The sequence below is a fragment of the Aeromonas sp. R7-5 genome (genome assembly GCF_040908015.1).
In the GTDB taxonomy this organism is placed as follows: domain Bacteria; phylum Pseudomonadota; class Gammaproteobacteria; order Enterobacterales; family Aeromonadaceae; genus Aeromonas; species Aeromonas caviae.
The window spans coordinates 244,528-257,517 of sequence record NZ_JBFOCZ010000032.1 but is presented as its reverse complement, the minus strand read 5'-3'; the positions used below and the strand labels follow the sequence as shown (position 1 = coordinate 257,517).

The window sequence follows — 12,990 nt, the reverse complement described above, 5'->3', positions numbered from 1 at the left end:
GGCATGTGCCATGCTTGTAGTCCTGTTCGGACCCAGGGAGGGGAAACGAATGGTCAAGTCTCTCGTCATCGCAATGGCATCCAGCCTCGTCTTTTCGGCTCAGGCCGCCGACTGGAGTTTTCTCCAGACCGAATCGGACACCCCGCTCTACGTCAAAAGCTATTCCGGCGTATTGCTCGGCAACCAGAGCCACCTGGGCGACAACTTCGACCTCTGGCTCATCAATACCGGCTATCAATACCCGCTTCAGGATGACATCAGCCTCTACATGGAGGCCGGCCCCGCCATCGGCCCCCAAAGTGGGCAGGCCGGGTTCAATATCAGCTCTGGGGTGCGCTATCGCCTCTCCCCGTCACTCAACATCGGCAGCCAGCTCAAGCAACTGGAGGTGAGCAAGGCCAGCACCCTGGTTGAGCTCAACAGCAGCCTGCTGGTGACCCCCTCCCTGGCCATCACCGCCAATTACGGACTCAGTGCCTTCAGCACGGAACACTTTCTCACTCTGGGCGTGGGCTTCAACTTCTGAGGTTCAGAGGAGCCTGGCGCCGCTCACCAGCACACCGTTGAGGTCGGCGTAGACATAGTCGCCGGGCGCTATGGTCACACCGGCAAAAGAGACCACGGTGTCCAGCGTGCCCAGGCCCCGTTTTTCGGTCTTTACCGGGCAGGGGGCCAAGGCCTTGACCCCCAGCGCCAGGGTCGCCAGCGTCCCCACATCCCGCACGGCACCATTGATGAGGATCCCCTCCCACCCCTGCTCCACCGCCTTGATGGCCAGCTGATCCCCGAGCAGCGCCCGACGCAGGGAGCCGCCCCCGTCGATCACCATCACCTTGCCATGGCCGGGACGATTGACCAGATCACGCACCAGGCTGTTGTCTTCAAAGCAGGAGAGGGTCACGGCCTCGCCGTAAAACAGCGCCTTGCCGCCATAGTCCTGAAACAGGGGGTCAGCGATCCTAAGGGCATCGCCATGTTCATCGCAAAGGTCGGGCAGCAGGTCCAGCATGATCATCATCCTTCCATGGAGTGAAATGTGTCCGCTCATTCTTTCATCATGTCGGGGCGCTGACAATCCACCGGCCGGGTGCCCTGTCCGGATGGCGGGGGCCATGTCAGCCCTAAGGCCTGAACCGCCAGCGGGACGCAAGCGCCCCCAGATGACAGGGCGGCCCTTCCAGCAACACGGGCACCAGCCAGAGCTCTCCTTCACGCACCCAATAGAGGGCATTCTGGCCAAATCGGGCGGCCAGCCGGATCGCCTCTGGCTGCGAAAGCGGCAACAACAGCGACGCCTCCTGCCAGCGCTCATCCTCATCGCTCCCCCAGACCTCTCCCATGACGGGACACTCGCCCACTTGCCGGACAAGGGCTCGCTGGCGACGGGCATTGCGGCGCAGCCCCACCCACCGGCTGGCCGGGTTCCAGGCCGTGACAATGGCATAGGCTGGGCAGCTGGGAGGCGCAAAGGGGGCGATGAAGCACACTTTTCTGTAGTTTTCCCACAAAGTCATGTCAACCACATGTTACATCCCATTACATTTATTAAGGGCGAAAAAGCGGGTCAGCCCAAGTATGATGCAGCGAACTCGGGGATTGACTTATATCAAAGCTGAGTTAAAAAGTTGCTATCTGACGGCAAAGAGTGTTGTTATGCGCCTGTTAACTGATAAAATGCAGCAACTTTTGTAATGGACTACCTCTCCGGGCTTCTCTTGTTCAGACTTGTTGAGAGCCCATGTACGGCACAGGGATGCTTGCCGACATAGTTACCAAATTCGCGATGATTCGACCTGATATTCATACCCAGGATGACGTAATAAATTTTCAGGACCGGTCGGATAACGCCAAAGAGTGTTAAAATTTCGATAATTAACTGATAAGAATCTGGGAATACTCATGCAAACACCACATATTCTGATCGTCGAAGACGAGCTGGTCACCCGCAACACCCTCAAGAGCATCTTCGAAGCCGAAGGCTACATCGTGCTGGAAGCCAACAACGGCGACGAGATGCACCAGGCCCTGACCAGCCACACCATCAACCTGGTGATCATGGACATCAACCTGCCGGGCAAGAACGGCCTGCTGCTGGCGCGCGAGTTGCGTGAAGATGACAACATCGCCCTGATGTTCCTGACCGGTCGCGACAACGAAGTGGACAAGATCCTGGGGCTGGAGATCGGCGCAGATGACTACATCACCAAGCCGTTCAATCCCCGTGAACTGACCATCCGTGCCCGCAACCTGCTGAGCCGCACCATGAACGTGGCCGCTGGTGGCGAAGAGAAGAAGCTGGTGGAACGTTATCTGTTCAATGGCTGGGCTTTGGACATCAACAGCCGCGCCCTGGTCAGCCCGGCTGGCGACATGTTCAAGCTGCCCCGCTCCGAGTTCCGCGCCATGCTGCATTTCTGCGAGAACCCCGGCCAGATCCAGACCCGTGCCGAGCTGCTCAAGAAGATGACGGGCCGCGAACTCAAGCCCCACGACCGCACCGTGGACGTGACCATCCGCCGTATCCGCAAGCACTTCGAGAGCGTGGGCGACACCCCGGAGATCATCGCCACCATCCATGGCGAAGGCTATCGCTTCTGCGGCGAGCTGGAACAGGAGTAATCCTCCCCACTCCCGAGTTGAAAAGGCGCCCTGCGGCGCCTTTTCCATGTCTGCGCCTTTCAGCTTGGCCACTCTGGCACTCTCGCCGGCATCAAAAAACTGACAACAAAAAGCCCACTCGCAGGAGTGGGCTTTTTGTGTGAAGACTGGAGCGGGCAGCGGGAATCGAACCCGCATCATCAGCTTGGAAGGCTGAGGTAATAGCCATTATACGATGCCCGCTAGGCATCAAAACTTGCTTGATGTGATGGGAAATCCCCACGACAGACAGCCATCTGGCTGATATGGACAACGGCGCGTGCCGCTATCTGGAATGTGGAGCGGGTGATGGGAATCGAACCCACGTATGCAGCTTGGGAAGCTACCGTTCTACCATTGAACTACACCCGCGTCAGTGGCCTCTACTATATGCATTTTGCAGCCGAGCGCAATCACCGACCTCGCATTTTTTGCCATAAATCAAGCTGTTCGGCCAACTAATGAGCATGAAGCCGATTTTTCACACAATGATGTTTATCCGCCCGGTTCTGCAAGGTTGCCAAGCCGTGGGGGCGACGATAGTCTTGCGCCACTCGTTTGAGGAGGGTGGTAATGGACAAGAACAGACAGAAACATCTCTATGGCTGGTTGCGCAAACAATCGGGCCATGGTCGGCGCTGGATCGGCATCTCCATCGCCTTCGGGCTGGGTCAGGGCGTCCTGATGGTGATGCAGGCCTGGTTGCTGGCGACCCTGCTGCACGGTTTCATCATCGAAGGCTCCACGCCGGAGCACTCCGCCCCCCTCTTCATCAGTCTGTTGCTGGTGACCCTGACCAAGGCGGCCCTGGCCTATGGCCGCGAGGTGGCGAGTTTCAAGGCGGGCAGTGCGGTGCGCCAGGCCATCCGCGAGCTGGTGCTCACCCGCCTCGCCAGGCTCGGCCCTGCCTATATCCAGCGTCGTCCCGCCGGTAGCTGGGCCAGCCTGCTGCTCGAGCAGATCGAAGAGATGCAGGACTTCTTCTCCCGCTATCTGCCCCAGATGGCCATCGCCGTCTTTATTCCCCTGGTGATCCTGGTCTCCGTGTTCCCGGTCAACTGGGCGGCGGGCCTCATTCTGCTCGGCACTGCCCCCCTCATTCCCCTCTTCATGATCCTGGTGGGAGTGGGCGCCGCCGATGCCAACCGCCGCAACTTCCAGTCGCTGGCGCGCCTCTCAGGCCACTTCCTCGATCGCCTCAAGGGGCTGCGCACCCTGCAGCTTTTCATGCGTACCCGGGCAGAAGGGGAGGCCATCCGCGATGCATCGGAAGATTTTCGCGAGCGCACCATGGAGGTGCTGCGCCTCGCCTTCCTGAGCACGGCCGTGCTGGAGTTCTTCGCCGCCATCGCGGTGGCCCTGGTGGCCGTCTACTTCGGTTTCTCCTACATCGATCACCTCAACTTTGGCAGCTATGGCGTCAAGGTCACCCTCTTTACCGGCCTGTTCGTGCTCTTCCTCGCCCCCGAGTTCTACGCGCCGCTGCGGGAACTCGGTGCCCACTATCACGCCAAGGCACAGGCCATTGGCGCCGCCGAACAACTGCTGGAATTTCTCGAGGCCGACGTGAGCGAACCCGCCTCCGGGACGCTCCCCTTCCATGCGGATGGCCCCGTCAAGGTAGAAGCCCGCAGCCTGGAAGTGCTGAGCGCCGAGGGCAAGGTGCTGGTCGGTCCCCTCGATTTCACGTTGGAAGCCGGCACGCGCACCGCCCTGGTCGGCATCAGCGGCGCGGGCAAGAGCTCCCTGGTCAATGCCCTGCTCGGTTTTGCCCCCTATCGCGGTTCCCTGTGCGTCAACGGAGTGGAGCTTCGTACCCTGGACATCAGCCAGTGGCGCCAGCAGCTAGGCTGGCTCTCCCAGAATCCCCAACTCTTCCACAGCTCCCTGCGGGACAATCTGCTGCTGGCCAGACCATCCGCCAGCGACGCCGAGCTGGAATCCGCGCTCAAGCGCGCCCAGGCCTGGGAGTTCGTCAACGAGAAAGGGCTGGACTATCGGGTCGGGGATCAGGCAGGCGGCCTCTCCGTCGGCCAGGCCCAGCGCATCGCCCTTGCCCGTACCCTGCTCAAGACGACCCAGATGATGGTGCTGGATGAACCCACTGCCAGCCTGGATCGCCATTCTGAGCGAGCCGTCATGAGCGCCCTCGAACAGGCCGCACAAGGTCAGACCCTGCTGATGATCACCCACCGCCTCGATCAGCTCAGCCAGATGGACAACATCCTGGTGCTGGCGCACGGCAAGCTGGTGGAGCAGGGACGTTTTGCCGCACTCGGCGAGGCCCAGGGCCCCTTCGCCCGCCTCCTGTTGCAATCCCAAGGTTTCGGAGACTCTCTCGATGACTGATCTATTGCCGTTCCTGCGCCTTTATCGCCAGCGCTGGCTCAGCCTCTCCATCGGCCTGCTGCTGGCCCTGGTCACCCTGGTGGCCGGCATGGGCCTGCTCTCCCTCTCCGGCTGGTTCCTCTCCGCCGCCGCCGTCGCCGGGCTGGCGGTCGCCACCCGAGACACCTTCAACTACATGACCCCTGCGGGGGGCGTGCGTTTCTTCTCCATCGTGCGCACCGCCAGTCGCTGGGGCGAGCGGGTCGTGAGCCACGACGCCACCTTCCGGGTGCTGACCCGGCTGCGGGTCTGGTTCTGGCAAAAGCTCTCCCCTCTCTCCCCCGGCTCCCTTGCCGGTTTTCGCCAGGCTGACCTGCTCAACCGTCTGGTGGCCGACATCGATGCCATGGATCACGTCTATCTGCGCCTCATCACCCCCATTGGGGCGGCGCTGTTGAGCTGCGCCGGGCTGGTCTTCTTCCTCTCCTTCTTCGATGGTCGCCTGGCGCTGACGCTGGGAGCCATTCTACTCTTTGGCATGCTGGCCTTGCCCCTGGTCTTCTATTTTGCCGGGCGCGCGCCGGGCCGCCAGCTCATCGCCGAGAAGTCCAACCTGCGCACCCGTATGGTGGACTATCTGGACGGCCAGGCCGAACTGCAGATGTTCGCCGCCGCTCCCGAGGCGCTCACCGGATTGCAGCAGGCGGAGCAGGCCCTGATCCGGGCCCAGGCCCGCATGGCCCGCGTCAGCGGCCTGGCCGCCTTCTCGGTGCAGTTGCTGAGCGGCTGGACTCTGACCCTGATGCTCTGGCTGGCCGGTCACGGCGTCGGTGGCAGTGCCCCTGACCCCATCACGGCACTCATGGTGTTCGCTACCCTGGCGAGCTTCGAGGCGCTGCTGCCGCTAGCCGGTGCCTTCCAGCACCTCTCCACCAGCCTCACCTCCGCCCGCCGTCTCAACGAGATCCTGCAAGAGGCTAAGGCGCCGGAGTGGGGCGCACAGCAAGCCCCCGCTGCCCGGGGTGCCGTGCAGATAAGCGACCTGCATTTCACCTATCCAGGCCAGGATGCTCCCGTGCTGCAAGGGTGCACCCTGCAACTGCATGCCGGGGAGAAGCTGGCGCTGCTGGGGCAGACCGGCTGTGGCAAGTCCACCCTGATGGGGTTGCTGACCCGGGAGTGGACGGCCCTATCGGGGGAGATCCTGCTCGATGGCAAGCCCCTCACCGATTACAGCGAAGAGGCGCTGCGCGCCTCCTGCTCCGTGGTGAGCCAGCGGGTCCACCTGTTTGCCGATACCCTGCGTGGCAACCTCACCCTGGCCGCCCCCGGAGCCAGCGACGAACGGCTCATCGAGGTGCTCACCCAGGTGGGGCTCGGGACTCTGCTGCGCGATGAGGGTGAGCAGGCAGAACAGGGGCTGGATGCCTGGCTCGGGGATGGCGGGCGTCCGCTCTCCGGCGGGGAGCTCCGCCGCATCGGCATCGCCCGCGCCCTGCTCCACGATGCACCACTCTGGCTGCTGGACGAGCCCACCGAAGGGCTCGATACCCAGACCGAACGGGAGATCATGGATCTGCTGCTGACCCTGGGGGCGGATCGCACCCTGCTGCTCATCTCCCACCGCCTGCTGGGGCTGGAACGGATGGACAGGGTAGCCCTGATGGAAGAGGGTCGCATCCGTCTGTGTGCCCCCCACCAGGAACTACTGGAAGATGATCACTACCGCAGCCTGCACCGGCGACTGGCCCCCGCCTGATCCGGGGTCGTCTCGCTACAATCCATTGATATGGCTAAAAATGGGGCTGGTCGCCATCGGCGACTGCCCCCTATAATGGCCCACTCGCCACCCAACAAGATGCCGATATGAAACGCCTGATCCTGATGATGCCCCTGATTGCCTCCGGTTGCGCCGACTTCGCCTTCAACAGCAATCTGGACAAGGAAAACTTCGACGAGTACTTCAAGCCGGGGAGCGTGCGGATCTACGAGCAGAGCGAGCTCGCCGACCTCAACTACCTCTATCTCGGCACCGTCGAGGGGGAATCCTGCCAGAGCGATGCCAATCAGGCGGTGCCCAATGCCGGTGAAGCCCGTACCCTGGCCCGCCGCCGCGTGGCGGACATGGGGGGCAACGGCGTCAGCTTCGACAAGTGCGCCGAGTTCAGCGACGTGCCGGGCTGCCTGAAGCAGGTGATCTGCTACGGCCAGGCGCTGAAAGTGGCCGAAGAGAAGTAAGTCCTGCCATGGCGATCGCCATCGTGCGACTCGGCAGCCCCCGCCTCGAGGATGAGGGGCTTCGCATCGGCACCGTGCGTCGCCCCCCTCGCGGCGTGCCCAAAGCGGCGTTCGCCAGCCAGGATTGGTACGACGTCTGGTTCCCCAATCTGGCCCCCAGCGCCGAGACCATGAAACTCGGTCAGACTGCCGACACCCCAGCCCGGTGGACCGCCTTCTGCAAGCAGTACAAGGCCGAGATGGCCGCCCCGGCCGCGAAGCACGATCTGGCCCTGCTGGCCGCCCTCTCCCACACCACCCATTTCTCGGTGGGATGCTACTGCGAACAGGAGTCCCGCTGCCATCGCAGTGTGCTGAGGACCCTGCTGGCCGAGGCGGGGGCATTGCTGCGCTGAGCGCCCGTCATGGATGAACACCCCACATGAGAAGAGGGCACCCCGGGGTGCCCTCTTCTTTATGATGTCGGCTAGTACGCATTCGATGACAAGGAAACCTCCACTCGTCGTCGCAAGGCCTGTTCCTCGTCATGGGTCATGCCCGGCAGCGGCCCCCGGGGGTTGCTGGCAAGCCATACCACCAGATCGTCAACCGTCTCCTCCAGGGGGCGAAAGTTCAGCCCATGAACGATGGCGGCCTCGGCGCTGATGGTGCCATACCCAGCATACTCGGGCAGCTCGTTTGGCAGCAGCGTGGGATAGCTTTGCCAGGGCGCCACCCCTGCCGCCATCAGGTCACGCCAGGGAGCCCACTCGAGCTGCAAGGGGGTCGCTGGCGTCAGCCGGGCAGCGAGACGCTCCACCCAGTCGTTCAGTGCGATGCCGGGCTTGATCAGGTTGAAGCACCCAGCGAGTCGCTGCTCGGCAGCCCGCAGCACGAACTCGGCGCAGTCGCGCACATCCAGGTATTGCAGCCTGTCCTCCCCCAGCCCCGGCAAGAGCCAGTGCCCGCCCCGCTGCACCCGCCTCACCCACCAGGCAAGACGAGCGGTCGGGTCAAAGGGGCCGCAGAGCACGCCGGGGCGCAGGGTGCACAGGCGATCTCCCCAGCGGGCGCGATACACCGACTCGCACAGCACCTTGAGGGGGCCGTAGTCGGTGGGCGCTCCTGCCATCTCGTGCAAGGGGGCCGACTCATCCATGCCGGGTTGGGAAAAATCGCGATAGACACTGATGGTGGAGATGAAAATGAGCCGATCACAGCGCCCCAGCAGGGCGTCAGAAAGTCCTTCAGCCTGTTCGGGGCGATAGCAGCAGGTGTCGATGACCAGATCCCAGTGCCGCCCCTCGCCCCGCAAGGGGGCCAGGTCCCCGTCTCTGTCCCCGTGAAGCTGGGTCAGCTCCCGCCAATCCGGGTGCTGGCGGTGGCCGCGATTGAACAGCGTCACCTCGTGCCCCCAATCCAGGGCAAGCGTGGTCAGGTGGCGACCCAGAAAGCCGGTGCCGCCGATAATCAACAATTTCATCCCTGTCTCTCCTCTATGGCGCCCTCTCCTTGCAGCCTCTCCACGGGCAGCCGAAACGGCCATGGCCTGGCATGGTGAGCACACGTCCCAGGCACGCCCTGATGCCGCCAGGCATATCGTCATGGTGCGGGGAGCAGGCTCCTTGCCCGCTCCCCCGCCACCCCTTTTGCCGCCCCACCCTACGCAAGTTGGCACCAGGACACAGCCCCCGGGCACCGGGTCTGGGATCGGGATCACAGGGGCTGCGTCCTGGTGCTCCCCCTGCGTTTTCGGCGTGCCTGTGCTACATTGCCCGGGTTTTCAGCCAGGATCCGCCATGAAGTTCGATATCGATACCCTAGGGATCATCCGCTCTCCCTACAAGGAGAAGTTCGCCATACCCCGCCAGCCCGGCCTGGTCAGCGCGGCTCGCGCCCGCCTCGAACTGCTTCCTCCCTATGATCAGCCCGATGTGCTGCGTGGCATCGAGCAATTCTCCCATCTCTGGATCAGCTTCGTGTTTCACCAGACCATGGATCAGGGCTGGCACCCGACGGTGCGCCCGCCGCGCCTCGGCGGTAATGAGCGGGTCGGGGTCTTTGCCACCCGCTCCACCTTCCGTCCCAACCCCCTTGGCCTCTCCGTGGTCGAGCTGCACGGGGTGGGACGTGAGCGCGGCAAGCTCTGGCTCGAGCTGGGCGCGGTGGACTTGCTCGACGGCACCCCCGTCGTCGACATCAAGCCCTATGTCCCCTATGCCGACAGCCTGCCCCACGCCCGTGGCGGTTTCGCCCCCGATGCCCCCACCCCGCCGCTGGCGGTGAGCTTCAGCGCCCAGGCCGAGCAGCAGCTCGCCCCCTGGCTCAAGACCCACCCGGAGCTGCGTGAACTGGTGAGGGAGGTGCTGGCTCAGGATCCCCGCCCTGCTTACAAGAAGGGCAAGCCGGATGACAAGGTGTACGGTGTCAGATTGTTCGATGTGAACGTGCGATTTCAGATAAAAGAACCGCAATGTCAGGTACTTGCCATCGAACCCGCTTGAAAAAGCCTCTATGGCAGCATGAAAAAAGCCACCCTCCCGGGTGGCTTTTTTATGGGCAAAACAGGGTGCTCAGCGCCGCTGCAGCAGCAGGCTGCCGATGGAGTAACCGGCCCCAAAGGAGCAGAGCACCCCGCGAGCCCCGCTCGGCAGATCCTGATTGAAGAGGTGGAAGGCGATGATGGAACCCGCCGAGCTGGTGTTGCCGTAGCGGTCGAGGATGACAGGCGCCTCCTGCTGGCTGGCGTCATGGCCCAGCAACTTGCGACCGATGAACTGGTTCATGGTGAGGTTGGCCTGATGAAGCCAGAGCCGGCTCAAGCCATCGGCCGCCCATCCCTGCTCCGCCAGCTGGGAGGCTATCTGATCGCACACCAGGGGCAGCACCTCCTTGAACACCTTGCGCCCCTGCTGGCGGAACAGCTTGTCGTCGCCGTAGCGGGTGCGCGGGCTGAGCCGGTTCAGGAAGCCGAAGTTGTTGCGGATGTTGTTGGAGTACTGGGTCACCAGCTTGCTCGCCACCAGTTGCCAGGGGTTGGCCACCTGGCAATCGGCCTCCCGCTCCAGCAGCACGGCGGTACAGGCATCCCCGAAGATGAAGTGACTGTCCCGATCGCGGAAGTTGAGGTGACCCGAGCAGATCTCCGGATTGACCACCAGCGCCAGCCGGGCGGTGCCTGCCGCCAGCATGTCTGCGGCGGTCTTGATCCCGAAGGTGGCGGAAGAGCAGGCCACGTTCATGTCGAATGCCAGGCCGCTGGCGCCGAGATAGTGCTGCAATTCGATGGCCAGCGCCGGGTAGGGGCGCGGCATGTTGGAGGCGGCGACGATGACAAGATCGATCTCCCCCGGTTCACGACCGGCGGCGATCAGCGCCTGCTCGGCGGCCGCCACCGCCATCTCCACCATGATGGAGGGCTGATCGTCCGGGCGCTCCGCCATGAGTGGTTGCATGATGTCGGGATCCAGCACCCCCTCGCTGCTCACCAGATAGCGGCTCTTGATGCCGGAGGCCTTCTCGATGAACTCGCAGCTCGAGTGCTGTTTGGCAGGCAGCTGCCCTGCATCGATGGCGGAGGCGTTCTCCTCGTTGTAGAGATCCACGTACTGGTTGAAGGCCGCCACCAGCGCTTCATTGCTGACGGCAAAGGGAGGGGTATAGAGGCCTGAGCCACTGATTACGATAGAGGTCATCTTTGCTCCTGGCCGGGTGCAATCCCGGCTTGTCTGTTTTTTAGGGTTCAGAGGGTCACAGCTGGTCGATGGCCGCAGCCAGACCCGCCAGGGTCAGCGGGTGCATACGCCCGCCGATCAATTCGTTCATCAACTTGATGGAGGGGTGCCACAGCCACTCCTGCCTTGGCAGCGGATTGACCCACACCATCTTGGGGAAATGTTGTTGCAGGCGCCCGAGCCACACCTGGCCGGGCTCCTCGTTCCAGTACTCTACGCTGCCACCTGGCCAGGTGATTTCATAGGGGCCCATCTTCGCATCCCCCACCACCATCACCCTGTAGTCGCTGCCGTAGGTGCGCAGCAGCCGCAGGGTATCGAGCCGATCATCAAGGCGCCTGGCATTGTCCTGCCAGACGAAGTCGTAGAGGCAGTTGTGAAAATAGAAGAACACCAGGTGCTTGAACTCGTGGCGCAGGGCCGAAAAGAGGCGCTGCACCTCGGCCACGTGGGCATCCATGGAGCCCCCCACGTCGAAGAAGACCAGCAGTTTGACCCCGTTATGTCGCTCGGGTCTGAGCTTCACATCGAGCCAACCTTGCCTGGCCGAGCTTTGGATGGTGTCGTCGAGATCCAGCTCGTCGGGATTGCCCCGGCGCACCCAGCGTCTGAGCTTGCGCAGGGCGAGCTGGATGGCGCGCTGCCCCAGGGGCGAGTCGTCACTGAAGTTGCGAAAGTGGCGCGCTTCCCACACCTTGGTCGCCCGCCCGTGCTGGCCCTCTCCCCCCATGCGGATCCCTTCCGGGTGATAGCCGCCGTGACCGAACGGGCTGCTGCCCCCGGTGCCGACCCACTTGTTGCCGCCCGCGTGGCGCGCTTTCTGCTCGCTTAGCCGCTGATTGAGGGTCGCCAGCAGCTGGTCGAGCCCGCCAAGGGATTGGAGCAACGCCTTCTCCTCCGGGCTTAACAGTCGCTCGAACTCCTGGCGCAGCCAGTCGTCAGGCAGGCTCTCCGGCAACAGGGGGATGGCGGCTAACCCCTCGTAATACTCGGCGAAGGCGCGATCGAAGCGATCGTAGTGCGCCTCGTCTTTCACCAGCAGGCAGCGGGATAGCTGGTAGAACTCGTCCATGTCGAGGCTGGCCAGTCTGGCTGCCAGCGCCCCGTGCAGGTCGAGCAACTCCCGCAGGCTGCAAGGAAGCTTGTGGCGGCGCAGGTGAAGGAAGAAGTCGATGAGCATTCAGCCGCCGCTGCGCGCCAGAAAGGCGAGCTTCTCGAAGAGGTGCAAGTCCTGCTCCGTCTTGAGCAGGGCACCGTAGAGAGCGGGCACCAGCTTGCCGGGCTCACGGGTGCGCAGGGCTTCGGGGGCGATGTCGTCGGCCAACAACAGCCGGATCCAGTCCAGCAGCTCGGAGGTGGACGGCTTCTTGCGCAGCCCCTCTACCGCACGCAGCTCGAAGAAGAGATCCATCGCCTCACCGAGCAAGCTCTCCTTGAGGTTTGGGTAGTGGAGCTTGACGATGGCCTGCATCTCGGCCTTGTCGGGAAAGCGGATGTAGTGGAAGAAACAGCGGCGCAGGAAGGCGTCCGGCAGCTCTTTTTCGTTGTTGGAGGTGATGATGACCACGGGGCGCTGGCGCGCCTTCACGCGCTCGCCGGTCTCGTAGACATCGAACTCCATCCGATCCAGCTCCAGCAGCAGATCGTTGGGAAACTCGATGTCCGCCTTGTCGATTTCATCTATGAGCAGCACTGGCCGCTGCTCTGCGCTGAAGGCCTGCCACAGCTTGCCCCGGCGGATGTAGTGGCCTATCTCCCCGACCCTGGGATCACCGAGCTGGGAGTCTCGCAGCCGGGCGACGGCATCGTATTCGTAGAGCCCCTGCTGGGCCTTGGTGGTGGACTTGATGTGCCAGCTGATGAGCTCGGCGCCCAGGGATTCTGCCACCGCCTCCGCCAGCACCGTCTTGCCCGTACCGGGCTCACCCTTGATGAGCAGCGGCTTCTCCAGCACGATGGCGGCATCGACGGCCATCTTCAGTGCCTGTGATGCGAGATAGCGGTCGCTTCCTGCAAATCCCATGAGATCCCTTCCATTGGATGCCCAGGCAGCGGGAGCCCCCTCGGCAAGAGA

Annotated in this window: 13 protein-coding genes and 2 tRNA genes; 7 read left to right on the top strand and 8 right to left on the bottom strand. The window is 63.1% G+C overall.

Translation table 11 applies throughout. The features are described from left to right. The first annotated feature begins 49 nt into the window (after nucleotides 1-49). Nucleotides 50-526: a hypothetical protein gene (locus AB5Y53_RS14265; RefSeq protein ID WP_368182350.1), complete on the top strand. Its 477-nt coding sequence runs from the start codon at nucleotides 50-52 to the stop codon at nucleotides 524-526. 3 nt (nucleotides 527-529) lie between these two features. On the opposite strand, the gene AB5Y53_RS14260 is transcribed toward AB5Y53_RS14265, so the two are convergent. Together AB5Y53_RS14260 and AB5Y53_RS14255 are read right to left on the bottom strand one after the other, a co-directional pair. Further along, nucleotides 530-1,009 (bottom strand): putative 4-hydroxy-4-methyl-2-oxoglutarate aldolase, encoded by a 480-nt coding sequence (locus AB5Y53_RS14260; protein WP_048208766.1) that lies wholly within the window; start codon nucleotides 1,007-1,009, stop codon nucleotides 530-532. 112 nt (nucleotides 1,010-1,121) lie between these two features. Beyond that, nucleotides 1,122-1,514, bottom strand: coding sequence for a DUF3293 domain-containing protein (locus AB5Y53_RS14255; protein WP_368182349.1), 393 nt, complete (start codon nucleotides 1,512-1,514; stop codon nucleotides 1,122-1,124). A gap of 385 nt (nucleotides 1,515-1,899) precedes the next feature. Here AB5Y53_RS14255 and arcA point away from each other — a divergent pair, with 385 nt between their 5' ends. Continuing rightward, complete coding sequence (arcA, locus tag AB5Y53_RS14250; RefSeq protein WP_010673581.1) at nucleotides 1,900-2,619, top strand: two-component system response regulator ArcA; 720 nt, start codon at nucleotides 1,900-1,902, stop codon at nucleotides 2,617-2,619. Between the two features lie 147 nt (nucleotides 2,620-2,766). Here arcA and AB5Y53_RS14245 read toward each other — a convergent pair. Next, nucleotides 2,767-2,841 (bottom strand) — tRNA-Gly (locus AB5Y53_RS14245). A 94-nt stretch (nucleotides 2,842-2,935) separates the two neighbouring features. Next, nucleotides 2,936-3,009: transfer RNA gene (locus tag AB5Y53_RS14240), tRNA-Gly, on the bottom strand. Nucleotides 3,010-3,210: 201 nt separating this feature from the next. Between AB5Y53_RS14240 and cydD the strand changes: the two genes are divergently transcribed. The 4 genes from cydD (at nucleotide 3,211) to AB5Y53_RS14220 (ending at nucleotide 7,598) form a co-directional block, all read left to right on the top strand. Then, the gene (gene cydD, locus AB5Y53_RS14235; RefSeq protein WP_368182348.1) at nucleotides 3,211-4,986 is read left to right on the top strand and encodes a cysteine/glutathione ABC transporter permease/ATP-binding protein CydD; all 1,776 of its coding nucleotides are present in this window, start codon (nucleotides 3,211-3,213) and stop codon (nucleotides 4,984-4,986) included. Further along, nucleotides 4,979-6,724 carry a cysteine/glutathione ABC transporter ATP-binding protein/permease CydC gene (cydC, locus tag AB5Y53_RS14230; RefSeq protein ID WP_368182347.1) on the top strand — a complete coding sequence of 582 codons (1,746 nt, stop codon included), beginning with the start codon at nucleotides 4,979-4,981 and terminating at the stop codon, nucleotides 6,722-6,724. Before cydD ends, cydC begins: the two co-directional genes overlap by 8 nt. Before the next feature lie 107 nt (nucleotides 6,725-6,831). Next, on the top strand, nucleotides 6,832-7,203 hold the full coding sequence (rcsF, locus tag AB5Y53_RS14225; protein WP_010673578.1) for an Rcs stress response system protein RcsF: 372 nt from the start codon (nucleotides 6,832-6,834) through the stop codon (nucleotides 7,201-7,203). Between the two features lie 8 nt (nucleotides 7,204-7,211). Further along, nucleotides 7,212-7,598: a DUF488 domain-containing protein gene (locus AB5Y53_RS14220; RefSeq protein WP_041213294.1), complete on the top strand. Its 387-nt coding sequence runs from the start codon at nucleotides 7,212-7,214 to the stop codon at nucleotides 7,596-7,598. Nucleotides 7,599-7,669: 71 nt separating this feature from the next. On the opposite strand, the gene AB5Y53_RS14215 is transcribed toward AB5Y53_RS14220, so the two are convergent. Further along, nucleotides 7,670-8,665 carry an NAD-dependent epimerase/dehydratase family protein gene (locus AB5Y53_RS14215; protein WP_268452762.1) on the bottom strand — a complete coding sequence of 332 codons (996 nt, stop codon included), beginning with the start codon at nucleotides 8,663-8,665 and terminating at the stop codon, nucleotides 7,670-7,672. Nucleotides 8,666-8,981: 316 nt separating this feature from the next. On the opposite strand from AB5Y53_RS14215, the gene tsaA reads away from it, so the two are divergent. Next, a complete protein-coding gene (tsaA, locus tag AB5Y53_RS14210) occupies nucleotides 8,982-9,686 on the top strand; it encodes a tRNA (N6-threonylcarbamoyladenosine(37)-N6)-methyltransferase TrmO (RefSeq protein WP_368182346.1) in 705 nt (234 codons plus the stop codon). A 69-nt stretch (nucleotides 9,687-9,755) separates the two neighbouring features. On the opposite strand, the gene AB5Y53_RS14205 is transcribed toward tsaA, so the two are convergent. From AB5Y53_RS14205 to AB5Y53_RS14195, 3 genes are read right to left on the bottom strand one after another with little or no spacing between them, the layout of a single operon-like run. Beyond that, nucleotides 9,756-10,877 (bottom strand): beta-ketoacyl-ACP synthase III, encoded by a 1,122-nt coding sequence (locus AB5Y53_RS14205; protein ID WP_039039348.1) that lies wholly within the window; start codon nucleotides 10,875-10,877, stop codon nucleotides 9,756-9,758. Nucleotides 10,878-10,932: 55 nt separating this feature from the next. Then, nucleotides 10,933-12,096, bottom strand: coding sequence for a VWA domain-containing protein (locus AB5Y53_RS14200; protein WP_368182345.1), 1,164 nt, complete (start codon nucleotides 12,094-12,096; stop codon nucleotides 10,933-10,935). Further along, the gene (locus tag AB5Y53_RS14195) at nucleotides 12,097-12,939 is read right to left on the bottom strand and encodes an AAA family ATPase (protein WP_368182343.1); all 843 of its coding nucleotides are present in this window, start codon (nucleotides 12,937-12,939) and stop codon (nucleotides 12,097-12,099) included. Nucleotides 12,940-12,990: the final 51 nt, after the last annotated feature.